The organism is Mycobacterium riyadhense (assembly GCF_963853645.1).
In the GTDB taxonomy this organism is placed as follows: domain Bacteria; phylum Actinomycetota; class Actinomycetes; order Mycobacteriales; family Mycobacteriaceae; genus Mycobacterium; species Mycobacterium riyadhense.
In genome coordinates this window covers 1,478,753-1,502,195 of record NZ_OY970456.1, presented here as the reverse complement: position 1 = coordinate 1,502,195, position 23,443 = coordinate 1,478,753, and the positions used below count along the sequence as shown (strand labels likewise).

Here is a 23,443-nt window from a genome sequence, read left to right as displayed (position 1 = left end):
TGGTCACAACTGTACGCATCCTCAGCACTCGCGTCGCTCGGCTAGCAACTCGGCGTCGGAGCCCCGGACCGCAATGCGTGCAACGCGTCCACCGCTTGGCTGAGGGTCTCGACCTTCACCAACCGCAAGCCCGGCGGGTCGTCGGAGCTCGCCTCGTAACAGTTCTTGGCGGGCACCAGAAACACCGTGGCACCGGCCGCGCGGGCGGCCGCCATCTTGTGCGTGATCCCGCCGATGGGCCCCACCTTGCCGTCGACGGAGATAGTGCCGGTGCCTGCGACAAACGTCGACCCGACCAGCTCGCCGGTGGTGAGCTTGTCGACAACGGCCAGACTGAACATCAATCCGGCCGAGGGTCCGCCTATGTTGGCGAGGTTGAAGTTGACGACGAAGGGCGCCCATGGCGCGTCAAGCACCGCGACGCCCATAAAACCGTAGTCACGATCTTTGTTGGTGCCCAACGTAATCTCCGCGATGCCGGCCGGCTCGTTCTTGCGCCGGAAGTCGATCGTCACCACCTGGCCGGGCTTGGTCTTTTTCAGCAACCCCGTGAACTGCTCGACGTTGGCCACCGGAGTGCCATTGACGGCATCGATGGCATCACCGGCCTTCAGCTTGCCCGCCGAGGGACCGGGGTCGGTTACCGTGGCTACGGTGACCGCTTCCGGATATTTCAGATATCCCAGTGCCGCATACTCCGCGCTGTCCTCGGACCGCTTGAAGTCCGCGTTATTTTCCTTATCGACTTCGTCGCGCGACTTGCCGGGCGGGTAGACGAGGTCGCGCGGCACCAGCTGCTCTTGACCCGAGAGCCACAGGGTCAAGGCTTCACCCAGCGACAAATCGTCGCGCTGGGACACCGTCGTCATGTTGAGATGACCCGATGTCGGGTGGGTTTGGGTTCCCTCAATCTGGACTACCTGCTTGCCATCGACCTCGCCGAGGGTGTCAAACGTTGGTCCGGGGCCCAGTGACACAAACGGCACCGTCACCGCCGCAAGCAACACACCGAAGGCCACGATCGGCACCAGCGCGACCATCAAGGTCAAAATCCGCCTGTTCACGCCGCATACACTAGACGGACCCGTCCCGGACTCATTCAGCTGCGAGCGTGACGGCGCCCCGCGCTTTCTGTTGGCCCGGTGGGTACCGTTGGGGTTATGGGTGACCTGCCGTTCGGCTTCTCCTCCGGAGAGGACCCCGACCGCGACAAGCGCGGCAAGAACGACCCTGGCTCGGGCTCAGGCGCTAACCCGTTCGGTCAAGGTGGGGAATTTGACATGGCCGACCTGGGACAGCTGTTCACCCGCCTAGGGGAGATGTTCGGCGGTGTAGGTACCGCGATGGCCGCGGGCAAAGCTTCGGGCCCGGTCAACTACGACTTGGCCCGGCAAGTCGCGTCGAGCTCGATCGGGTTCATCGCGCCCATCCCGGCCACAACCAACTCCGCGATAGCCGACGCAGTGCACCTTGCCGAGACCTGGCTCGATGGGGTGTCCGCGATACCTGCCGGCACCACCAAAGCGGTGGGCTGGAGCCCCACCGACTGGGTCGACAACACGTTGGAGACCTGGAAGCGGCTGTGCGACCCGATGGCCCAGCAGATCTCGACGGTGTGGGCGTCGTCGCTGCCGGAACAGGCCAAGAGCATGGCCGGCCCACTGCTGTCGATGATGTCGCAGATGGGCGGCATTGCATTCGGATCGCAGCTGGGCCAGGCCCTCGGCCGATTGTCTCGCGAAGTGCTGACCTCCACCGACATCGGTCTTCCGCTGGGACCCAAGGGGATAGGCGCACTCCTGCCGGATGCCGTCGAATCGTTCGCCTCGGGACTCGAGCAGCCGCGCAGCGAGATCTTGACATTCCTGGCCGCCCGCGAAGCCGCGCATCACCGGCTGTTCAGCCACGTTCCCTGGCTGTCCAGCCAGCTGCTGGGCGCCGTCGAGGCCTACGCCATGGGTATGAAAATTGACATGACCGGGATCGAGGAGCTGGCCCGCGATTTCAACCCGGCCTCGCTGGCCGATCCTGCCGCCATGGAACAGCTGCTGAGCCAAGGCGTGTTCGAGCCGAAAGCGACGCCGGCGCAAACACAGGCCCTCGAGCGGCTCGAGACGCTGCTCGCCCTGATCGAGGGCTGGGTTCAGACGGTGGTGACCGACGCGTTGGGTGAGCGGATTCCCGGCACCGCCGCACTGGCCGAGACGCTTCGCCGGCGCCGGGCCAGCGGCGGCCCCGCGGAGCAAACGTTCGCGACCCTGGTGGGTTTGGAGCTACGGCCGCGCAAGCTGCGCGAGGCCGGCTCACTGTGGGAACGGCTGACACAGGCGGCCGGTATGGATGCCCGCGACGGTGTCTGGCAGCACCCGGACCTGCTGCCCGACGCCGATGATCTCGATGACCCGGCCGGGTTCATCGACCGGGTCGTCGGCGGCGACACCAGCGGTATCGACGAGGCGATCGCCCTACTTGAGCAAGACCGCGACGACGACGGCGACGAAGACGGCCCTGTGGATAACTGATCCGGGCGGCTGTGCGGGGCGTGGCACAGTGTCAGGTCATGCCCGGGGTGACGTATTCGCTGGATCCGGCGATGCCCGTGCTGCTGCGGCCGGACGGTGCGGTACAGGTGGGCTGGGATCCCCGCCGCGCCGTGCTGGTCCGTCCACCACGTGGTCTGACCGCGGCGGGTTTGGCCGCGCTGCTGCGGTCCATGCGATCGCCGATTCCGCTAGCTGAGCTGCAGCGCCAAGCCGCCGACGGCGGATTGGTGGATGGTGACGACGTGGCGAATCTCGTCGCGCAACTGGTTGGTGCCGGTGTAGCCAACGGCCGACACCGGGACTCCGATGCCCGGTCGGCGTCGATCCGGGTGCATGGTCGTGGGCCGTTGTCGGACCTGCTCATACAGGCGCTGCGCTGCTCGGGGGCGCGCATTGGGCACAGCAGCCAGCCTCATGCTGCGGTGACTCACACCACCGTGGACCTGGTGGTGTTGTCGGACTACCTTGTTGCCGATCCGCGCCTGGTTCGGGATCTGCACAATGACGGCGTGCCGCATCTTCCCGTTCGGGTTCGTGACGGTACCGGGCTGGTCGGACCGCTGGTCATTCCCGGCGCGACCAGCTGCCTGAGCTGCGCGGACCTGCACCGCAGCGACCGTGACGCCGCGTGGCCGGCGATCGCCGCCCAATTGCGAGACACCGTCGGAGTGGCAGACCGGGCCACCCTCCTAGCGACTGCGGCGTTGGCACTCAGCCAGGTGAACCGGGTGATCGCAGCGGTACGCGGGCAGGAGACGGCGACCGATCCACCGTCTGCGTTGAACGCGACTCTCGAGTTCGACCTCAACGCCGGCTCCATCGTGGCGCGGCGGTGGACCAAGCACCCGTTGTGCTCGTGTTGACGCCCGTCCTTGATGCCCGCTAGCCCAGTCGACCTTGCTCCGGCACATTCGTGGAGACGGACGCATAAGCCCGGGCCAAATCGTCCAGCACTCCCGGGGTCAACGTGCGGTCATTGCGGTGCTTGTCCAGCGTTTCGATGAGCGCCCTAAAGAGGGCTTCGGCGGCGTCGTGCTGCGCTGATTTCGCTGACATGGTTTTTGGGCTCCACCCTCCGGATGTGGGTTTCGATGCGTGCCCGCAAGACACTACTTGTTGTCAGATCAACCCGCGTTGCACCGGCCGTCATGGATGATGGGTGTGTGACAGACATCAAGCGTGGCCGTGCGGCCCGCAACGCGAAGCTGGCCAGCCTGCCGGTCGGCATGGCCGGCCGGGCAGCACTCGGCTTCGGTAAACGGCTCACCGGAAAGTCGAAAGACGAGGTCAACGCCGAGCTGATGGAGAAGGCCGCCAACCAGCTCTTCACCGTCCTGGGCGAGCTCAAGGGCGGGGCAATGAAGGTCGGACAGGCGCTGTCCGTAATGGAAGCCGCCATTCCCGAGCAATTCGGCGAGCCCTACCGCGAGGCACTGACCAAGCTGCAGAAAGACGCCCCGCCGCTGTCCGCAAGCAAGGTGCACCGAGTGCTCGACGCTCAGCTGGGCACGAAGTGGCGCGCGCGGTTCAGTTCCTTCGACGACACCCCGGTGGCCTCGGCCAGCATCGGCCAGGTGCACAAAGCGGTGTGGTCCGACGGCCGCGAGGTGGCCGTCAAGATCCAGTACCCCGGCGCCGACGAGGCACTTCGTGCCGACCTCAAGACCATGCAACGCATGGTCGGCGTGCTCAAGCAACTCTCACCGGGCGCCGACGTCCAGGGCGTGGTTGACGAGCTGATCGAACGCACCGAGATGGAACTCGACTACCGGCTGGAAGCCGACAACCAGCGCGCCTTCGCCAAGGCGTATCAAGGCCACCCACGCTTCTTGGTGCCGCACATCGTGGCCAGCGCCCCCAAAGTCGTGATCCAGGAGTGGATCGACGGCGTACCGATGTCGCAAATCATTCGCGACGGGACACCCGAACAGCGTGACCTGATGGGCACACTGCTGCTGGAGCTCACCTTCGACGCGCCGCGCCGATTGGGGATGTTGCATGGCGATGCCCACCCGGGAAATTTCATGCTGCTGCCCGAAGGCCGGATGGGCGTCATCGACTTCGGCGCGGTCGCGCCCTTGCCCGGGGGCTATCCCATCGAGCTAGGAATGACCATTCGCTTGGCCCGGGACAAAAACTACGACCTACTGTTGCCGACCATGGAAAAGGCCGGGTTCATCCAGCGAGGACAACAGGTCTCCGTCCGCGAGATCGACGAGATGCTGCGCCAATACGTCGAACCCATCGAGGTCGAGGTCTTCCACTACACCCGCAAGTGGTTGCAGCGGATGACCGTCAGCCAGATCGACCGCTCGATGGCCCAGATCCGGACGGCGCGCCAAATGGACCTACCGCCCAAGCTGGCACTTCCGATGCGGGTGATCGCGTCGGTGGCCGCGATGCTGTGCCAGCTGGACGCGCATGTGCCGATCAAGGCCCTGTCCGAGGAGCTGATCCCGGGGTTCGCCGAACCCGATACGGCGGTCGTCTAAATCTATGCAGCGAACTTGCGTGGTCGTCCGCGCGGACGTTTGCGGCTGACGATTGAGCCCCGCTCGAATATTTCGCCGCCCCACACACCCCAGGGTTCGCCCCGCTCGAGGGCCGCGGCCAGGCACTGACGCCGGACGGGACAGTTGACGCACAGCGTCTTGGCCCGCTCCAGGTCCGCGGGGGTGTCGGCGAACCACAGGTCGGGGTCACCGACGTGACATGGCAGGGCCGGCTGCCTTCGTTTGGGGACTGTCGGGGCCGACATGTCCTGTTCACCTGCTTCCTGGTCTGGTTGCTGTCGTTGCAGTGATCCGGACCAGGTTGGGAGGTGATCTACCCGAAAACTGTGGCCACGGATCCTTGTGACTTCCGGTCCGTGGCCATCTAGCGGGCTCGCTACGTAGCTAAGTTGAGCCCCGATCCACGGACGCTTCGGTCGCGGCGGCGACGCGGTGCTTGACCGCTGCCGCCGGCACGGCGGCATGGGCGGCATGAGCAGCCACGCCTACACCGAACGCATTGCTGTCGATCATCGTGGCCACCCTCCTCTCGTTGTTGCCTGCCCGGATACCAGCATCCAGCTACAGCTGACGCCATGTCGGTAACGAGGGTAAACGGTCGCAGCCACCTGTGACAACCGATTTTCTGGCCTGCAGCTATGCCGCTCAGCGCGATTGTCGAACCAGCTCCAACACGTCGGGCCCGTACTGCTCGAGCTTGCGGGCGCCGATCCCTGGAATCGCGATCAGGGCCGCGTCGTCGGTGGGCCGCATCTCGGCGATCGCGATCAGGGTGTTGTCACTAAAGATGATGTAGGGCGGCATCTTCTGTTCTTTGGCCATGTCCAACCGCCAGGCCTTGAGCTGCAACAGCAACTCCTCGTCGACGTCGCCGGCACATGATTCGCAGCGCCGCAGCATGACGGCCGCCGGCGTGGTCAGCGCGTTGTTACAGATCCGGCACCGGGTCGCCGCCGCGCCTCGGTTGCGCCGGGATTTGCTTGCCGGCTCGACCCGCGTCTGCGGCGCAATGCCGTTGAGGAATCGCGACGGCTTGCGGCTCTGACGCCCGCCCGAAGCCCGCGCTAGCGCCCAGCTGAGCGCCAAATACACTCGGGCTCGGGTGATTCCGACATAAAGCAGTCGACGCTCTTCTTCGACACGCTCGCTGTCGGGGCCATGCGCCAGCGCGTGCGAGATGGGCAATGTGCCGTCGACCAATCCGACCAGGAACACCGCATCCCACTCGAGTCCCTTGGCCGCGTGCAGCGAAGCCAGCGTGACCCCCTGGACCACCGGTGGGTGCCGCGCATCGGCGCGCGCCCGAAGCTCGGCCAGCAACCCGGGAAGGCGCAGCTGCGGACGCTGCGCGACCTCGTCGTCGACCAGTTCGGCGAGCGCGTTGAGCGCCTCCCAACGCTCCCTGGCGCGGGTGCCGACGGGTTCCTGAGCAGTCAGGCCCAACGGCTCCAGGATGCCGCGCACGACCTCGGGCAAGGAGCCCTCGACGTCACGTTCCGAAGCGCGCTGCAGTGCCAGCAGGGCCTGCTTGATTTCCTGACGGTTGAAAAACCCCTCGCCGCCGCGGACCTGATAGGCGATGCCGGCCTCGGTCAACGCGTCCTCGTAGACTTCGGACTGCGCGTTGACCCGATACAGGATGGCGATTTCGGCTGGCGCAGTGCCGGATTCGATCAGCCGGTTGATCGACGCCGCCACCGCGGCGGCTTCCGATGCCTCGTCGGGGTGCTCGTGGAACGACGGGGCCGGACCGGGCTCACGTTGGCCGACGAGCTTCAGCTTGCTACCCGCGACGCGACCGCGAGCGGCCGCGATCACGTGGTTGGCCAGCGATACCACCTGCGGTGTGGACCGGTAGTCGCGCTCTAGGCGCACGACCGTGGCGTCCGGGAACCGCCGCGAGAAGTCGAGCAGGAAGCGCGGCGAGGCCCCGGTGAACGAATAGATTGTCTGGTTGGCGTCGCCGACGACGGTCAGGTCGTCTCGATCGCCCAACCACGCCGCAAGCACCCGCTGCTGCAGCGGGGTGACGTCCTGGTATTCGTCGACGACGAAACAGCGGTAGCGGTCCCGGAACTCCTCGGCCACCGCTGCGTCGTTTTCGATCGCCGCCGCGGCGTGCAGCAGCAGGTCATCGAAGTCGAGCAGGGTCAGGTTCTCGTCGCGGACCTTGAGCGCTTCATATGCGGCGTAGACGTCGGCGATTTTGGCGGCGTCCAATGGGGTGTCCCGGCCGGCGGCCGCGACTGCGCTCGGGTATTCCTCGGGCCCGATCAGCGACGCCTTAGCCCACTCGATCTCGCCGGCGAGGTCCCGCACGTCATCGGTGCTGACATTCAGCCGGGATCGACTGGCGGCTCGGGCGACGATGGCGAACTTGGTGTCCAGCAGCTGCCAGCGGGTGTCACCGACCACCCGCGGCCAGAAATACCGCAGCTGACGGTGTGCGGCCGCGTGAAAGGTCAACGCCTGTACGGCGCCGACGCTGGCACCGGTCCGAGAGGCGGCACCGAGCGCCCGTAACCGGTTGCGCATCTCCCCCGCCGCACGCTGGGTGAATGTCACCGCGAGCACCTGCCCCGCCGCGACATGTCCGCTGGCGACGAGCTGTGCGATGCGGTGCGTGATGGTGCGGGTCTTGCCTGTTCCGGCGCCCGCGAGCACACATACCGGCCCGCGCGGAGCCAGCACAGCTTCGCGTTGCTCGTCGTCCAGCCCTGCGGTCAACGGGTCTGCGACCATTGGCATGGCGTCCATCTTGGCAGCGGTCGCCGACAAACCGGGCGTGTCGCCACGCCGTTGGGTGTGCGACAGATTTATAGGTAATCGAAGTTGATCTTGAGTTGAACCGTTGGCCTGCTGGTCATGCGGTGGCGTGGGCGGCGATCTGGTTGTGCGGCTGGGTCCAGATGCGGTCGAAGCGACCGCTGGCCTGTTGGCAGCGCAGGGTGAGGATGCCGGTGGCGCCGGGGATGTTCCAGCGCATGCCGGACAGTTTCAGTCGCTGGCCGACGAGGGATTTGCAGCCGGCCTCGACGACTCCGGAGCCGACGAACATGCCGTGTGCGCGGAAGTAGGCGTAGCGCATCCGGTGGGCGTTGGTCTTGAAGTACGGCAGTGCTCTTGCCGTCTGGTGGGCGGTGTCGTCTGGTAGTTGCGGCAGGAGCCGCTCGGTTTGGGTGACCAGGGTTTCGATGTCGCCGGCGTCGAGGTCGGCCAGGCGGGCGGCCAACCAGTCCAGGTGCTCATCGCCGAGGACGCCGGTGAGGTGCGCGGCGAGGGCGTGCAGGTGTTCGCGGGCGTGGTAGAGGTCCACGATCGGGGTGGCCGCGGGCAGGATCGCGGTGGCCAGGTTCCAGATCCAGGGCGCGCCGTCGCCGAGGACGACCAGTTGGCGGATGGCATCGGCGCCGCGGCGGCGGGCCTCGGCCGCCACCAGGGTGGTGAATTCGGCCACGGGGGCGAAGCTGGCCAGGTAGCTGGTGGAGTCCGGGTCGCGCACTGGCCGGCCGTCGGTGTCGACGGTGGTCTGGGTGAACAGGGCGGCGAGTTTGACCTCGCGGGTGCGGGCCCGCCCGTCGGGGGCCTTGCCGGCACGCCCGGTGGTGGCGGCGGGCACCATCGGCACGCCGGTGCCGTCGATGGCGAGGTAGAGCTTGTCGGGCAGCACCGCCGGTGGCAGCACGCGCACCCGGCGGGCCGCGATGGCGGCCGACTCGGCGGCGATGCGCGCCGCGACGGCGGCACCGTCGTTTTCGGCGCTGCGTTCGATCCGCTTGGGGTTCAACCGGATTCCGGCCAGCTCAGCGAGCAGGTCGGACGCGGTGGCGAACGGTTGCGCGGCCCCGGCGCGGGCCACCATCCGGCGCAGTCCCGGCGACAGCGACGCCCCGGTAACACCGAGCACGTCGTCACGCGGAACGAGGCCGCGCCCGCACCCGCCGCAGTGGTAGTAGGCGCGGCGCAGTTCGACCGGCCCCAGCACGGTCTGGATCGTCTTGGTCCGGTAGCCGACGAACTCGGCCGCATGACCTGCACTGCAGTCGATCCGGGGTCCGCGGTGGCCGGTGTCGGCGGCCAGCAATCGGCCTAGCAGCGAGGCACCGAGCCGGGTCATCGCGGTGCGGATCGCCAGCTCCACGGCCTCCAAATCCTCCCCTGAGGTACCCAGCGACCGCACGGCCAGCGCGGCCAGCCGGTCTACCTCGGCCGCGAACTCCGCTTCGAGCGCCTCTCGGAGCCCCCTTTTTCGGCCTGCGTGTCGACCGTGGACGAAACCGTGCCGGCCGCACCGGGCGGGCGCGCCTCACAGATGGCTTCGTTGACCGCCACGATCTGCTCGCTCACCGCCGCGAAGCGGTGGTAATTGGCCAGCTCGGCGCGCACCTTGTCCACCTCCTCGGCCGACAACTGCCGCCCCTTGGTACCGCGCCCGGCCACGGTGCGCGTCCACAGATACCGCGGCCCGTGCCCGGGGTGATCCGGTTGCGCGCACGCGCAGTTGGGTTTCCCGCAGCGACGGTAGTTCTCGCTGATCGAGCCGCGCCGGAAATCGCCCGTCGCGGCCAGCTGCTCGTAGAGCCTGGTCCGCTGCCCCTCCAGATCGTCCAACGACGGATCCACCATCCACGCTCCTAGTCTGGTTGTTTATACCACAACCAGACTATCGCGCCACCAGCCGCAATCCCGAGCACCTACATTCGTGTCGCACACCCCACGCCGTTTCGCACCGGTGCCTGGAATGGTTCGCCGCCAGGTTAGGTTAACTGGCTATGACCAACGCTGCGCTCACGATCTACACGACGTCATGGTGTGGCTACTGCCATCGGCTCAAGACGGCGCTCCAGGCCACCGGGATCCCATACCACGAGATCGACATTGAACACGACGCCGTGGCAGCGGAGTTCGTTGGCTCGGTCAATGGAGGTAACAGGACGGTTCCGACGGTGAAGTTCGCCGACGGGTCGACGCTGACCAATCCGAGCGCGGGTGAGGTCAAAGCAAAACTGGCCGGGTAGGAATCTCGGAACCTCGACCTAGCCGGTTGCACACATTTCGGAGAAATCCGTCGGTACGATAACGCCAAATCAACCGCGGACGGCCGTCCGCAGAAAATGGCAATCAATGATCGGTACCGCTGTTGCCCGGGTTTGCCGGTCGGCTTTGATCGCCTGCTGTGTTGCGGTCGCGATCACGGCGTGCTCACATAACAGCCCGGCGGCCAAGCAGACCGCCCCCGCGCCTGCCTCTGGTGCCGACGCGCTAATCGTCAGCATCGAAGATGTGCGGCGCATCGCCGACAACGAGGAACTCACGGCACATTCTCATGCGGACTTGCGTCATCCGCCACAGGGAGACTTGAACGCGCCGGGCCCCTGCCGGGCAGCAGGGACCAGCGACCTCACCTTCGCCAGCGGCTGGTCAGAGTTTCGTAGCGCGGGTTACAGCGGGGTAACCGACAACATAGAGCCGAGCGGGGTCGCCATAATCGACTCAGTCAGCCAGGCCGTTGCGATTTACCCGGATGCGAATGCGGCGCGCCAAGCCCTCGATCAGCTGGAGTCGTCGCTGCAAGCATGTATTGCCTTGCACGACCCTAACTACGATTTCACCCTGGACAAGCCGGATTCGTCCACCCTGAGGATCACCGACCAGGGTTGGAGCCACCTGTATCGCGCCAAAAACGCGGTATTGATTTCCGTCGGCGTGTTGGGCATCGAACCAGCAGAGCGGATCGCGACCGACGTCCTGCAGGTCATCACCGATCGAATTAAGTAACGGCTCAGTCGCGCGCCGCCCAGGATTCGATGATCACGCGCGCGATCGAAATCGACCCCGGCAGTAGCAGTTTCGACTCCTTTAACCCTGAAGCGCTGGTCCAATCGCCGGCTTCCAGCGCGGCGCGTACTTCATCGCGGGTGAACCAGGCGGCCTCGGCGATCTCACCGTCATTGAACGAAAACTCCTGATTCGGGTCAGCCAGCGCATGGAAACCAACCATGAGCGAGCGCGGGAAGGGCCAGGGCTGGCTGCCCAGATAACGCACATCGCGAACGGTCAGGCCGATTTCCTCACGGATCTCCCGGGCGACACATACTTCGAACGACTCGCCGGCCTCGACGAATCCGGCCAGCAGGGAGAACATCCGTTGCGGCCACCCCGCCTGGCGCGCCAGCACCGCGCGATCACCGCCGTCGTGCACCAGGCAGATCACCGCCGGGTCGATACGCGGGAACTCTTCTCGGCCGGTGATCGGGTTGACGCGTGACCAGCCGGCCCTGGCCGGTTTCGTCGGCGTCCCGTCCATCGCGCTAAATCGGGAGCTGTCATGCCAATTCAGCAACGCCGTTGCCGACGACACCAACTGGCTGCTGGTGTCATCGATGATCCGGCCGAGCCTGCGCAGGTCCACTACCTCGGCTGCCAGTTTGGGATCCGCGGGCGGTTCCAGCGCGCTCCGGATTGCCCACACGTGGCGCCCGCCCTCGATGCGGCCCAAAAATACCGCTTCCGGCGGCGGCTTATCGCCCAGCGCGGCGGCCTGGCCGAGCACCACCCGACCATCAGCGGCCAACACCTGATTGCGGGAATCCACGCGCAGCAGCGCCGCCTCCGCCCATCCGGCGGCGGCCGCCTCGACATCGGTCCGCAGCTGATCGGCTCGGTCGGCGCCGACGCGCGATAGCAGCGGAACGCTTCGCAACTGGAATTCCACGCTAAGCCCGCATCGTTGCGATCGCCATGGCTACGGCCCCACGTTGCGGATGTAGAGCAGCCGGTCGCTGGCCTCGATGGCGTCCACCTCGGGTGCACCGATCCGCAGCAGCTGGCCGTCGCGCACCACACCGAGCACGATGTCGCTCAGGTGCCGCGGCGACCCCCCAACCTCGTTCTGCTCCACCTCGCGTTCGGCGATGGCCAGCCCGGCGTCCGGAGTAAGCAGATCCTCGATCATCTCCACCACACTGGGCGTGGTGGTGGCGATGCCCAGCAGCCGACCAGCGGTCTCTGAAGAGACCACCACCGAGTTCGCACCCGATTGCTGCAGCAGGTGCTGATTCTCGGCTTCGCGGATGGACGCGACAATCTTGGCCTTGGGCGCGATTTCCCGAGCCGTCAATGTGACCAGCACGGCGGTGTCGTCGCGGCTGGCGGCCACAATGATCGAGGCGGCATGTTGGGCACCGGCGAGCCGCAGCACATCGGATTTGGTGGCGTCACCGTGCACGGTAACCAGGCCAGCCGCAGCCGCGCGCTCGAGAGCCGCCCGATCGGTGTCGACGACGACGATTTCACCCGGGACTGCCTCGTCACCGAGCATGGCAGCGACGGCGGTTTTGCCCTTGGTCCCGTAGCCGATGACGATGGTGTGATTACGCACCCTGCTCCTCCAACGCTGGATCTTCAGTGCCTGACGAGACGTTTCGGTAACAACCTCAAGCGTCGTACCGACCAGCAAGATCAGGAACGCGATGCGCAGTGGCGTGATGACCAAGACGTTGATCGCGCGCGCGAATTCAGAGATGGGCGTGACGTCGCCGTAGCCGGTCGTCGACAGCGTTACCGCCGCGTAGTACAGGCAATCCAGAAATGTCAGTTGATCGCCTTGGGCGTCTCGGTACCCGTCGCGATCGACGTAAACGGCCACGGCAGCGATGAGCAACGCCACCAGGGCGATGGCCACTCGCCGCGAGATAATGCGAGCCGGACCGGCACGCCCCTGCGGAATGCGCAGCACGCCGACAAGCGCATAACTGGGCTGGGCGGTCAACCTTTGATCCAGACCGCTCAGGCGCCGCGACTTAGTGTTGCCCACAACGATCCGTCATCGGCCTGCTCCCAGCGCATACCCTACGCACCATACAAATGTAACCACGCTCAGACGGCGGCAGGACGGCCGGAGTCAGCCAGCAGCGCGGCCAACTCCTGGGGGTCGGGCAGTCCCCCGCAAGCCGGCGGTACCCCCACCTCGGGGAAGACGGTGATTCCGGTGCGCACGTAGTGAAACGCGGTACGCACCGACGATTCCGGGCAGCCGCGCAGGGCGGCCCAGGCCAACCGGTAGACAGCGAGCTGGACGGCGGCCTGTCGCATGGCAAGCGGCCCGCGCGGTGGCTCACCGGTTTTCCAGTCCACCACGGTGGTCCCGCCATCGGGGTCGGCGTACACCGCGTCGATGCGCCCGCGCACGACGGTATCGCCGATCGGCATTTCGAACGGCACCTCGACCGCGACCGGTGTGCGCGCCGCCCACTGCGACCGTGTGAATGCCGCCTGCAACGCGGCCAACTCCTGGGTGTCGCCAAGGTCGGAGTCCGCGGCACCAGGAAGGTCGCCTAGATCGAACAGCAACTCGACACCATAGAACTGCTGGACCCAGGCGTGAAAAGCATTGCCCAACAACGCATGCGGGTCCGGACGTGTCGGCAGCCGATGCCGCAGGCGCTGTGCGGCGCCGGCGGGGTCGCGGGCCAGCTCAACCAGGCCGCTGACCGACAACTGGCTTGGCAAAGTATGGTTGAGCGGTCGCGTCGCACGCGCACGCTCCGCCAGCAACGCATCGACGTCGCCGACCCAACCGTCTACGTCTGCACCGGCGACAGTCGCGTCTGCCGACATTGCCTCGGCCACCAGCGCTGCCCCGCGCTCGACGTCGCGGCGGCGTGCAGCCAATGGATCGGCCGGCCAAACCGCTTCGACAACATTGTCACGCAATGGGTTTCGGTCGCCGTCAGCCGGGGCCGGCGCCCACTGTTCGATGACCCCGCAGGGATCGCCGGCCGCGGCCGATCGATCGATGACGTCCTTGAGCTCGCACAGAAAATCCGACGGCCCGCGCGGCTTGATCCCCGTGGCACCCCAATGATGACCGGACACCAGCAACGTGTCCTCGGCCCGCGTGACGGCCACATACAGCAGCCGGCGCTCCTCATCGACGCGTCGCTGATCAAGTTGGCGGCGATGATCAGAGATGGTGTCCGACAACTGTTTTCGATTGACGACGGTCGAGGTGTCCAGAACCGGGATACCCAGCGCGCCTGACGAGGCGCGATCACCCCGCAGCAGTGGCGGCAACTCGCCGGGGTCGGTGAGCCAGCTGCTTCTCGACGCGGTCGACGGAAATGCCCCGGCGGACAGATGTGCCACCGCCACCACCTGCCACTCCAAACCCTTCGCGGCATGCACGGTGAGCACCTGGACCCAGTCCCGGGCGACAGCTACTTGGGCCGGCGCCAATCCGTTCTCCACCACCGCGGCCACGTCCAAGTAGGCGAGCAGGCCGGCTACCGAGGATTCGCGGGACACCGCACCAGCCCGCTCGGCATAGCCCGCTACGACGTCGGCGAAAGCATCCAGATGCTCGGCGCCGGCCCACTCCCCCGCCGCCCCCACCCGAGCGCGCACCTCGCAGTCGATGCCTAACACCCGCCGCACCTCGGCAACCAGGTCAGGCAGACAATGGCCGAGATGGCCGCGCAGGGCGCTCAGTTCGCCGGCCAGCGCACCGATGCGCTCGTATCCGGCCGCCGAATACTGGTCGGACGGACCCGGGTCGCAAATCGCGTCGGCCAGACACGGCGCGTCGGCGTCGGCGCCAGCCGCAATCGCGACCGACTCGGGCGACGGCGATGCGCTTTGCGCAGTTGTCCAGGATCCCCCAGCCAACACTTGCGCACGGCGCCACAGCGCGACGAGGTCCCGGCCACCGAGTCGCCACCGTGGACCGGTAAGCACCCGCACCGCCGCCGCGCCGGCCATCGGGTCGGCGACGAGTCGCAACATCGCAACCACGTCGGCGACCTCGGGGACCGACAACAGACCGGCCAACCCGACGACTTCAACCGGGATTCCGCGGGCGCGCAGGGCCTCGGCGATGGGCGCGGCGTCCGCGTTGCGACGCACCAACACGGCCGCGGTAGGTGGGCTGACGCCGTCAGCCTGGGCCCGCCGGAAATGCCCCTGCAGATGATCGGCGATCCATTCACGTTCGGCCTGAACGTCGGCCAGTAGGGCACACCGGACGGTTCCCGGTGGGGCGTCCGGTCGTGAGCGCAGGGCGCGCACCGCGACCGATCGCCGTCGCGCCTCGGCCGAGATCGCGTTGGCCACTTGCAGCGTTCGCGGCGGGTTGCGCCAGCTGGTGCGCAACTCCAGGACCGGCGCTGGGGTGCCATCGGACAACGGGAAGTCGGTGGTGAACCGTGGCAGGTTGGTGGCCGAGGCACCGCGCCAGCCGTAGATCGACTGAATCGGGTCGCCGACCGCGGTAAGCGCCAATCCGTCGTCGACTCCACCGCCGAACAGTGCCGACAGAGCGACCCGCTGGGCATGCCCGGTGTCCTGATACTCGTCGAGCAACACCACCCGGTAGCGGTTCCGCAGGTCTTGTCCGACCTGTGGGAATGCTGCGGCTAATCGTGCGGCCGACGCCATCTGCATGCCGAAGTCCATCACCTTCTGCGCACACATGCGCTCGGCCAGGACGTCAAGCAACGGCACCAGCTCGGCACGCTCGGTCTGGGTGGCCAGCATCCGCAGCAGCCACTGGCTGGGGCCGCACTCCCGCTGGTAGGGGCCTGCCGGCAGGGTGTGGACCAACCGTTCCAGCTCAATGTGGGTATCGCGGAGCTGCCGAGTGTCCACCAGGTGCTCGGCGAGCTGACTCCACAACCGCAGCACCATCGAGGTGACCGCCGCCGGGGTTTTATCGGTACGCAGCTCCGCGCCATACCCGTTCACCACATCGAAGGCCAGCTGCCACAGCTCGGACTCGCTGAGCAGCCGCGTGTCGGGCTCTACGGGCAGCAGCAGGCCGTAGTCGCGAAGTAGTGAACCGGCGAAGGCGTGATAGGTGCTGACCGTCGGCGAACCGGCCGTCGGGCCGGCCGACACCGAGCCGATGCCGGCCAACCTGGCCAGCCGGGACCGGACGCGGCGCAGCAGCTGGCCAGCGGCCTTGCGGGTGAACGTCAATCCCAGCACTTGTTCGGGTTCGGCGTAGCCGTTGGCGATCAGCCACACCACCCGGGCGGCCATCGTCTCGGTCTTTCCGGCTCCGGCTCCGGCGATGACGACCAGCGGCCCCGGCGGCGCGGCGATAACGGCGGCCTGCTCATCCGTGGGCGGGAAAAGACCTAGCGCACAAGCTAATTCGGACGGGCTATACCGCACGGCTACCCGCGATGATCGCAATAGCGGCGCGCCACCATCGGACCCAGCCGGTCGCAGCGGGTCGCCACCAGCAGGCCCGCTCATCGTGCTGACCCGTCGGCGTGGGCCGGACAGTACGGCCGGATTGGACAGTGCGAGCAACCGTCGTTGCGCCGAGCGACGAACTGCGGCCCGGCCATCGCGCCGGCCGCCTGCCTGATGAGGTTGCGCCATTCGTCACGAGCGGCCGGGGTCAGCGGATCCTGTTCCCGTTCGGTGGCGCCGGCCGCACCGGTCTTGCCCAGATAAACCAGACGGGCGCCGCCGGGCTCACGAACGTCGGGGCCAGCCGCCACCAGACCCTCGGCCACCGCCAGCTGATACATCGCCAGCTGGGCGTGCTGTTGGGCGTCGTCCTTGCTGACCGGTGTCTTGCCGGTCTTGATGTCGACGATGACCAGCCGACCGGCGCCATCGCGTTCGAGCCGGTCAACCCGGCCGTGCAATTGAATGTCGCCGACGTCCGTGCCCTGTCCTTCGAAGACTCCGTCGACGTCGACCTCGACGCCGACCTCGGTCAGCTCGCCACGTGACCCGGCCCGCCACTCGACGAATGCCTGGATCATGGCGCGGTGCCGGGACAGCTCGTTGTCCGAATACCACTGGGCGCCGAAGGGCAAGTGCTCCCACACCCGGTCGAGCTCGGCCAGCAGCTGCGATTCGCTCTTGGTCGGGTCGGCGATCAGCGCGTGCAGCACCGAACCGACCGCGGACCGAAGCTCGCGGGCGTTGGTTCCCCCGTGCCGCTCGGCCAGCCAGCGCAGCGGGCAGTCGGTGAGAGTCTGCAAGGTCGATGGTGTCAACGTCACGAGATCATCGCTGGCCCGCAGCGGATCCGTGGTGCTGACCGGGATCAGGCCGTGCCAGCCGACTGGATCGGCGCCTGGGACACCAGCCTTGGCCAACCGGGCCAATTGCTTTGCTGCACAACCGCGAGCCGCGTCGGTTACGGCGCCGTCGGGCGCGCACACCACAGCGCGCAACCGTCCCACCACCGCCGCCGCCGACAACACGCGGGGCGCCGAAACTGGCCGCGCGGCAACAAGTTCATCGCCGGCCAACTGCGCGATCTCGAAGAAGAACGCCGACGGCAACGATGCCTCCTTCGAGCTCTCTCCGGTTTCACTATCGACCGCCGTCACCAACAACCGGCGCCGAGCCCGGCCCATTGCTGCCACCAGTAGACGACGCTCTTCGGCCAGCAGCGGCGCACGCGCCGAGGCATCCGCGGTGACGCCGTCGAGCTCGTCGAGCAACCGCTGGGTGCCCAGCACACCGCCACGCGGAATCGTGTTGGGCCACAATCCATCTTGCAGTCCGGCGATGACCACAAAATCCCACTCGTGCCCGAGCGCAGCGTGCGCGCTGAGCACCTTGACCTGTTCGGTCTCCGATACCGGCTCGCGCCTGACACTTGGCAACTGCAATGCCGCGACGTGCTCGATGAGTCCGCGTAGCGACGCACCGGACGTGCGTGACACGTAGTGATCGGTGGTATCGAACAATGCGGTGACCGCTTCCAGGTCCCGCGTTGCCTGCGCGCCGGCCGGGCCGCCACGCTCGCTGGCCGCCAACCAACGACGCTGTAGACCTGACCGTTGCCACGCCGCCCATAGCGTGTACCGCGGATCCAGTCCTTCCCGATGGCAGCGAGCCGCCGCGGCCAGCACGGCACGCACCCGGCGCAGCGGGCGCGCCTGGGGGCCGGACACCGGCGCGTCGTCGGTAAGCGCGGCCACCAGCAGATCGCCGAATTTCCCTCGGGCGCAGCCGTCCCGGGCGCGCTGCAGGGTGCGGCGCAGTTGACGAAGCGAGACCGGGTCGACGCGCCCGATGGGCCCGGTCAGCAGGGTCAGCGCCTGGTCGCCATCGAGCCCGTCCGCCGTCGCCGCCAGGACCGTGAGCAGCGCACGCGCCGCCGGCTCCTCGGGCAGCGACCCGCCAATCGCGGGCAGCGCCACTGGAACCCCGGCGGCAGCCAACGCGCGCGGCAGCCGCGCGCCGGCTCGCGGCACCGACCGCACAATCACGGCCATCTGCGACCACGGCACGTCATCGACGAGATGCGCACGCCGCAGCGCATCGGCGATCAACGCCGCCTCCGCGTGGGTGGAGGAAGCCAGCCGCACCGCAACCGATCCATCCTCGGCTCCGGTGCCCTCGATCCGTCTACCGACGCTGCGGCCGGGCAACCGGCAGCCTATGCCGCTGATGGCGTGCGCCACCGCGGGAGCACAGCGGTGCGACACCGTCAACGTCACCGACCGACTGTCATCGGCCAACAACCCGGCAGGCTCGCCGCCGCGGAAACCGAACACGGCCTGGTTCGGATCGCCGGCGACCAGTGCCAGTTCGGCGCCCGCTGCCAACGCCCGGACCAGACGGGCCGCCTGCGGATCGAGCTGCTGGGCGTCGTCGATCAGCAGGACCCGGACGCGAGCGCGTTCGGCGGCCAACAACTCGGGGTCGACCGCGAAGGCCTCCAATGCCGCCCCGACCAGTTCGGCGGCACCCAGGGCCGGCGCGCTCGCCTGCGGTGCCGCTGTCCCCACCGCCGCCCGCAACAACATCACCCGCTCGTACTGTCGGGCGAATTGGCCGGCGGCGCTCCATTCCGGGCGCCCACAGCGGCGGCCCATCCTGTCCAGCTCCAGCGGGTCCACGCCGCGTTCAGCGCAGCGCGCCAATAGATTTCGCAGTTCGGTGGCGAAGGCTGCGGTACTCAGGGCGGGCATCAGCTGCGCGGGCCACGCGGCCGCGGCGGCCGGTCCGTCTTCGATGTCGCCGGCCAGCAATTCCCGGATGATTGCGTCTTGCTCGGCGCTGGTGACCAGTCGCGGCGGTGCGTCACCGGCGCGCTCGGCGGCCCGTCGCAGCACCGCGTACGCATAGCTGTGCACGGTCCGTACCAGTGGCTCGCGGACCGCGGTACGGCAGGGGCCGGCGCCACGTGACCGCAGCAACGCCGTCGTCAGCGTGCTGCGCGCCCGCATGCCGAGCCGTCCCGAACCGGTAAGCAGCAGAACCGATTCCGGATCGACACCGGCGGCGATGCGGGCGATTGCGGCGTCCACCAGCAGGCTGCTCTTGCCCGTTCCGGGGCCGCCCAGGACCCGCAGCACGCCGCATAGGTCCGGCGCGAGAACAGTCCGCGCCGAAGCGTCCCAGGTGTATGACATAGCGGCATGACATCACGAGGGTCTGACAAGTCCGCTAGCGCAGGCACCGCCTACTTTTGCCGAAGCGCCACTATTTGGCTATTGCGGCTGCCAACGTAGACCGTTCCCAGGTTGTCGACCGCCAAACCCCACGGATAGTCGAGGCCGGTGAACGGCAGCTCGACTTGCGTCCTGGAGCCTGCTGGGAGCTTGAGCGTCCGATTGTTGCCGGTGTCGGTGACATACACCGCACCCTTGTTGTCGACCGTGACACCGCCGGGTTGGTTGAGGCCCGTAAAGGGCAGCGGCGCTTGCATCTTCGAGCCCGCAGGCAACGCCAGAACCCGATTGTTGCCGCCGTCGGCAACATAAACCGTTCCGTTGCCGTCCACCACTAGGCCGGTCGGATCGCTAAGACCGGTGAACGGTAGTTCGATCTGCGTGTTCGAACCGGCGAAAAGCGCTACCACGCGATTCTTCGCTGTGTCGGTGACGTAGACGGTGCGGCTGCTGTCAACCGACAAGCCGGTCGGATTGCTGAGATCGGTAAAGGGCAGCGTGATTTGGGTTTTCGACCCGGCAGGAAGTACCACCACCCGCTTGTTGCCGGCGTCGTTGACGTACACCGTGCCGGTGTTGTCCGCTGTCACACCGGTCGGATAGTGCAGGCCCACGAAGGGCAGTTCGGCTGGGGTGGTAGAGCCCGCGGGCAAGGCCAACACCCGATTGTGCTCGGTGTCACCGACGTAGACCGTGCCGCCATTGTCCACCGACAAACCTTGCGGATCCCGCAGCCCGCTGAAGGGCAGCGTCACCTGATGGAATTCTTCGCGTTCTGGACGCAACTTGCTCACCGTGACCATGGCCGCAACAGTCGCAGACACGGCGAGTAGGGCAGCGGCCGCGATGACGACGGCCCTGCGGCGCCACCATGGCGGCGGCACCGACCGAGTCGGCTCGGCAGGCCGTCCAGCAGAGGGTTGTCGCCCTGGGAGCGGGAACGCGGGTGGCAGCGGTCGCGGCATAGTCGGTGGGTTGGCGACATTCTGCTGTGGTTTCAGCGGAGGCGTGGCGAGGGCGTCGTGGGCGGCTCGCGCCAACTCCGTTGCGGTGTCGTAGCGATCGCCGGGATTTTTGGCCATGCCTTTGGCGATGACCATGTCGAAACCCAATGGCACCCCAGGATTGGCCCGCGACGGCCGTGGCGGCGGAGTCGAGAGGTGGTTGCCGATCTCTTGGTCCAGACTGTCGCTGGGAAATGGGTATTGCGCGGTCAGGCACTCATAGAGAACGCAGGTCAACGAGTAGATATCCGAGCGAGCGTCGATCTGTGTGGTGCTGAACCGTTCCGGCGCCATGTAATGAGCGGTTCCCATCACGTCGCCGGTCGCCGTCAGGCCCAGTTCTCCTGGCGCACGCGCGATCCCGAAATCGATCAGGTACGCGAAGTCGTCGTCGTCGAGCAAAATGTTGGACGGCTTGACATCCCGGTGCAACAGCCCGTCCCGGTGCGCGGCGTGCAGCGCTTTGGCAACTTGCTCGACGATGCCCACCGCGCGGACCGGCGGCAGCGGCCCACGGCTGAGCACCGACTGTAGGTCGCGGCCCTCGATCAACCGCATGTCCACGAACAGCCGTCCGTTGATTTCCCCGAAGGTGTGGATCGGGATCAGATGCGGACTGCTCAATCGCGCGGCCGCATGGGCTTCACGACGGAACCGCTGCTGGAACACCTCGTCGTGGGAAATCTCGGTAGGCAGAATCTTGAGAGCGACGACCCGGTCGGTGACCGTGTCATAGGCGCGCCACACCTCGCCCATGCCGCCACGCCCCAGTACCTCGATCAGCTGGTACCGTCCGAACGAAGTCCTCTCCAACGAGACCTCCCACAGCAACCGGCCGGCAACCGCCAGACCATAACGCGGCGCCGATACCAGTCGCAGGCGTTTCGATGCGTCTTAGCTATTAAGAAAACTAGCCAACGCCGTGCTCCCCTGTCGTCCCGGTCCGCCTACGCAAGTGCTGGCATTATCGACGGGTGACCACCACCGACCTTCATGTGCACCGCTACGGTCCGCCCGGCCCAGTGCAGATGTTGACGATCCACGGAGTGACCGAGCACGGGCAGGCCTGGGAACTGCTAGCCAGCCATTTGCCCGAAATCACCATTGCCGCACCGGATTTGCTGGGCCACGGCAGATCGTCGTGGGCAGCGCCGTGGACTATCGACGCCAACGTTTCGGCACTGGCCTCGCTAATCGACGACCAGGCCGACGGTCCGGTTGTGGTCGTTGGGCACTCGTTCGGCGGCGCTGTCGCGTTGCAGCTGGCCGCAGCTCGTCCGGACCAGGTGGCCGCCCTGGTCCTGCTCGATCCGGCGGTTGCTGTGGACGGCACCCGAGTGCGCGAAGTCGTCGACGCGATGGTGGCCTTCCCCGACTACACAGACCCGGCCGAGGCCCGTGCGGAGAAGTCGTTCGGAGCCTGGGCGGACGTGGATCCCGCCGTGCTCGACACTGAAATCGACGAACACCTCATCGCACTGGCGAACGGACGGTACAGCTGGCGGATAAACCTGGCGGCGATGGTGTGCTACTGGAGCGAACTGGCCCGCGACATCGTGCTGCCACCAGCCGGTACACCGACCACACTGGTGCGGGCGGTGTGCGCCGATCCGCAATATGTCAGCGAAGGGCTGATAACAGCGCTGCGGGACCACCTGGGTGCCGATTTCGAGCTGCTGGAGTTCGAGTGCGGACACATGGTTCCCCAGGCCAAGCCCAAGGAGGTCGCCGCGGTCGTCCGCGATCGGCTGAAAGGGCGCTGACGGTGGCGCGGGTTACCGACGAGCAGGTGGAGCTGGTGCGCTCGCTGGTCGCGTCCATCCCTCCCGGCAGGGTCGCCACCTACGGCGACATCGCCGCTGTCGCAGGGCTTTCCAGTCCGCGCATCGTGGGCTGGATCATGCGGGTCGACTCCTCCGACCTGCCCTGGCACCGGGTGATCACGGCCTCGGGGCGCCCGGCCCGGCATCTGACGACCCGGCAGTTGGAGCTGCTGCGCGCAGAAGGTGTTCTGGCCGTAGACGGCAAGGTTGCGTTGCGCGAGGTCCGCTACGAGTTCGGCAGCGAGAGCTAAAGTACCAGGCGAACTAGCGCCGCAGTGTGAGCCAGACCCGGGAACGCCTCGGCCGTGGACCGCGGGTGCAAAGCGTGCACTGCCAAACGAAACATTAACGCGCGCAACAACATCTGCGGCCATTCCGGTAACGCGCTCCACCGCTCGATGAGTCCGTCGTCGGCCTCGCCCCAGGACAGGGCGTCGACCACGACAACGCCGGCCGCCCACGACGCGGGCCGCCAGTATGGCGTGATGTCCGTGATCCCAGGTGCCGCAGTGCCGATGAAAAGCACGGTCCCGTAAAGATCTCCGTGCACCAGCTGGTTGGGACTCCGGGTCGGCTTGCGTAGGGTGGCCAGCTGATTGATCAAATCAATCGATCGCTCGCCATCCGCCGTCACCGGTACCGTTCGCGCTCCCGGCGGAATCGACTGCAGCGGCCGCTCCTCCCACGCGGCGCGGTCGGCGGCGATGAACACATCGATGTCCGCCCACGGTGTGGTGGGTCCCTGCGTCAGAAATCGAGGACGCTCCAATTTGCCGGTGGCTTCGTGCAGTCGCACAGCAGCTGACACGACTTCGTCGTGGCGGGCCTCGGGCGTACCGGCGACGAATGTGTCTGCCCGCCACCCGGAAACCACGTACCGGCCGTCCGTCGAGCGGACCGGTCGGGCCAGGCGTACGCCGTCGACGAACAACGTCTCGCGCACGCGGGCCGACCAGGCCGCGCGAGCATGGTCGGCCACCATCGATAACACGACCTCGCCGCAGCGCCAGCCGCCGTCCCAACCGGGACCCAACGGATTGGGCGGCACACCGGTCAAACCGAACGCCGCCAACACATGCTCTGGCGGCGGCTCGACAGTCACACGCGTCAGCCTAATCGAGCCTGATCGGG

Annotated in this window: 20 protein-coding genes; 7 read left to right on the top strand and 13 right to left on the bottom strand. The window is 67.1% G+C overall.

The window, feature by feature from the left end:
- Positions 1-41: 41 nt before the first annotated feature.
- Complete coding sequence (locus AADZ78_RS06785; protein ID WP_085249735.1) at positions 42-1,064, bottom strand: YlbL family protein; 1,023 nt, start codon at positions 1,062-1,064, stop codon at positions 42-44.
- A 78-nt stretch (positions 1,065-1,142) separates the two neighbouring features.
- On the opposite strand from AADZ78_RS06785, the gene AADZ78_RS06780 reads away from it, so the two are divergent.
- Both AADZ78_RS06780 and AADZ78_RS06775 read left to right on the top strand, forming a co-directional pair.
- Complete coding sequence (locus AADZ78_RS06780; RefSeq protein ID WP_139828597.1) at positions 1,143-2,522, top strand: zinc-dependent metalloprotease; 1,380 nt, start codon at positions 1,143-1,145, stop codon at positions 2,520-2,522.
- 38 nt (positions 2,523-2,560) lie between these two features.
- Positions 2,561-3,406 carry a TOMM precursor leader peptide-binding protein gene (locus AADZ78_RS06775; protein WP_085249798.1) on the top strand — a complete coding sequence of 282 codons (846 nt, stop codon included), beginning with the start codon at positions 2,561-2,563 and terminating at the stop codon, positions 3,404-3,406.
- 19 nt (positions 3,407-3,425) lie between these two features.
- On the opposite strand, the gene AADZ78_RS06770 is transcribed toward AADZ78_RS06775, so the two are convergent.
- Positions 3,426-3,599, bottom strand: a complete 174-nt coding sequence (locus AADZ78_RS06770; protein ID WP_139828596.1) for a hypothetical protein — start codon at positions 3,597-3,599, stop codon at positions 3,426-3,428.
- 92 nt (positions 3,600-3,691) lie between these two features.
- Here AADZ78_RS06770 and AADZ78_RS06765 point away from each other — a divergent pair, with 92 nt between their 5' ends.
- Positions 3,692-5,035, top strand: a complete 1,344-nt coding sequence (locus AADZ78_RS06765; protein ID WP_085249733.1) for an ABC1 kinase family protein — start codon at positions 3,692-3,694, stop codon at positions 5,033-5,035.
- Positions 5,036-5,037: 2 nt separating this feature from the next.
- Here AADZ78_RS06765 and AADZ78_RS06760 read toward each other — a convergent pair whose 3' ends face one another.
- From AADZ78_RS06760 to AADZ78_RS06740, 5 genes are all read right to left on the bottom strand, one after another.
- Positions 5,038-5,301 (bottom strand): WhiB family transcriptional regulator, encoded by a 264-nt coding sequence (locus AADZ78_RS06760; RefSeq protein WP_085249732.1) that lies wholly within the window; start codon positions 5,299-5,301, stop codon positions 5,038-5,040.
- Positions 5,302-5,440: 139 nt separating this feature from the next.
- Positions 5,441-5,578, bottom strand: coding sequence for a hypothetical protein (locus tag AADZ78_RS06755; RefSeq protein ID WP_169726257.1), 138 nt, complete (start codon positions 5,576-5,578; stop codon positions 5,441-5,443).
- A 123-nt stretch (positions 5,579-5,701) separates the two neighbouring features.
- A complete protein-coding gene (locus AADZ78_RS06750) occupies positions 5,702-7,804 on the bottom strand; it encodes an ATP-dependent DNA helicase UvrD2 (RefSeq protein ID WP_169726256.1) in 2,103 nt (700 codons plus the stop codon).
- 115 nt (positions 7,805-7,919) lie between these two features.
- Complete coding sequence (locus tag AADZ78_RS06745) at positions 7,920-9,197, bottom strand: ISKra4 family transposase (RefSeq protein WP_169726357.1); 1,278 nt, start codon at positions 9,195-9,197, stop codon at positions 7,920-7,922.
- 59 nt (positions 9,198-9,256) lie between these two features.
- Positions 9,257-9,682: a DUF6788 family protein gene (locus AADZ78_RS06740; protein WP_085251679.1), complete on the bottom strand. Its 426-nt coding sequence runs from the start codon at positions 9,680-9,682 to the stop codon at positions 9,257-9,259.
- Between the two features lie 146 nt (positions 9,683-9,828).
- Between AADZ78_RS06740 and mrx1 the strand changes: the two genes are divergently transcribed.
- A complete protein-coding gene (gene mrx1, locus AADZ78_RS06735; protein ID WP_085252031.1) occupies positions 9,829-10,074 on the top strand; it encodes a mycoredoxin Mrx1 in 246 nt (81 codons plus the stop codon).
- Between the two features lie 106 nt (positions 10,075-10,180).
- Complete coding sequence (locus AADZ78_RS06730) at positions 10,181-10,834, top strand: sensor domain-containing protein (RefSeq protein ID WP_085252030.1); 654 nt, start codon at positions 10,181-10,183, stop codon at positions 10,832-10,834.
- Positions 10,835-10,838: 4 nt separating this feature from the next.
- Here the strand turns inward: AADZ78_RS06730 and nudC are convergent, their stop codons facing one another.
- From nudC to AADZ78_RS06705, 5 genes are all read right to left on the bottom strand, one after another.
- A complete protein-coding gene (gene nudC, locus AADZ78_RS06725) occupies positions 10,839-11,771 on the bottom strand; it encodes an NAD(+) diphosphatase (protein ID WP_085252029.1) in 933 nt (310 codons plus the stop codon).
- A gap of 30 nt (positions 11,772-11,801) precedes the next feature.
- The gene (locus AADZ78_RS06720) at positions 11,802-12,872 is read right to left on the bottom strand and encodes a potassium channel family protein (RefSeq protein WP_085252028.1); all 1,071 of its coding nucleotides are present in this window, start codon (positions 12,870-12,872) and stop codon (positions 11,802-11,804) included.
- Positions 12,873-12,934: 62 nt separating this feature from the next.
- Complete coding sequence (locus AADZ78_RS06715; protein ID WP_085252041.1) at positions 12,935-16,312, bottom strand: ATP-dependent helicase; 3,378 nt, start codon at positions 16,310-16,312, stop codon at positions 12,935-12,937.
- Entirely contained in the window at positions 16,309-19,446 is a 3,138-nt protein-coding gene (locus tag AADZ78_RS06710) for an ATP-dependent helicase (protein ID WP_085252027.1), read from the bottom strand. Before AADZ78_RS06710 ends, AADZ78_RS06715 begins: the two co-directional genes overlap by 4 nt.
- Positions 19,447-19,496: 50 nt before the next feature.
- Positions 19,497-21,302: a serine/threonine-protein kinase PknD gene (locus AADZ78_RS06705; protein WP_085252040.1), complete on the bottom strand. Its 1,806-nt coding sequence runs from the start codon at positions 21,300-21,302 to the stop codon at positions 19,497-19,499.
- A gap of 215 nt (positions 21,303-21,517) precedes the next feature.
- Here AADZ78_RS06705 and AADZ78_RS06700 point away from each other — a divergent pair, with 215 nt between their 5' ends.
- Together AADZ78_RS06700 and AADZ78_RS06695 are read left to right on the top strand one after the other, a co-directional pair.
- On the top strand, positions 21,518-22,252 hold the full coding sequence (locus AADZ78_RS06700; protein ID WP_085252039.1) for an alpha/beta fold hydrolase: 735 nt from the start codon (positions 21,518-21,520) through the stop codon (positions 22,250-22,252).
- Between the two features lie 2 nt (positions 22,253-22,254).
- Complete coding sequence (locus tag AADZ78_RS06695; RefSeq protein WP_085252026.1) at positions 22,255-22,563, top strand: MGMT family protein; 309 nt, start codon at positions 22,255-22,257, stop codon at positions 22,561-22,563.
- Here AADZ78_RS06695 and AADZ78_RS06690 read toward each other — a convergent pair.
- The gene (locus AADZ78_RS06690; protein ID WP_085252025.1) at positions 22,560-23,414 is read right to left on the bottom strand and encodes a TIGR02569 family protein; all 855 of its coding nucleotides are present in this window, start codon (positions 23,412-23,414) and stop codon (positions 22,560-22,562) included. The two genes, AADZ78_RS06695 and AADZ78_RS06690, sit on opposite strands and share 4 nt — an antisense overlap.
- Positions 23,415-23,443 lie beyond the last annotated feature (29 nt).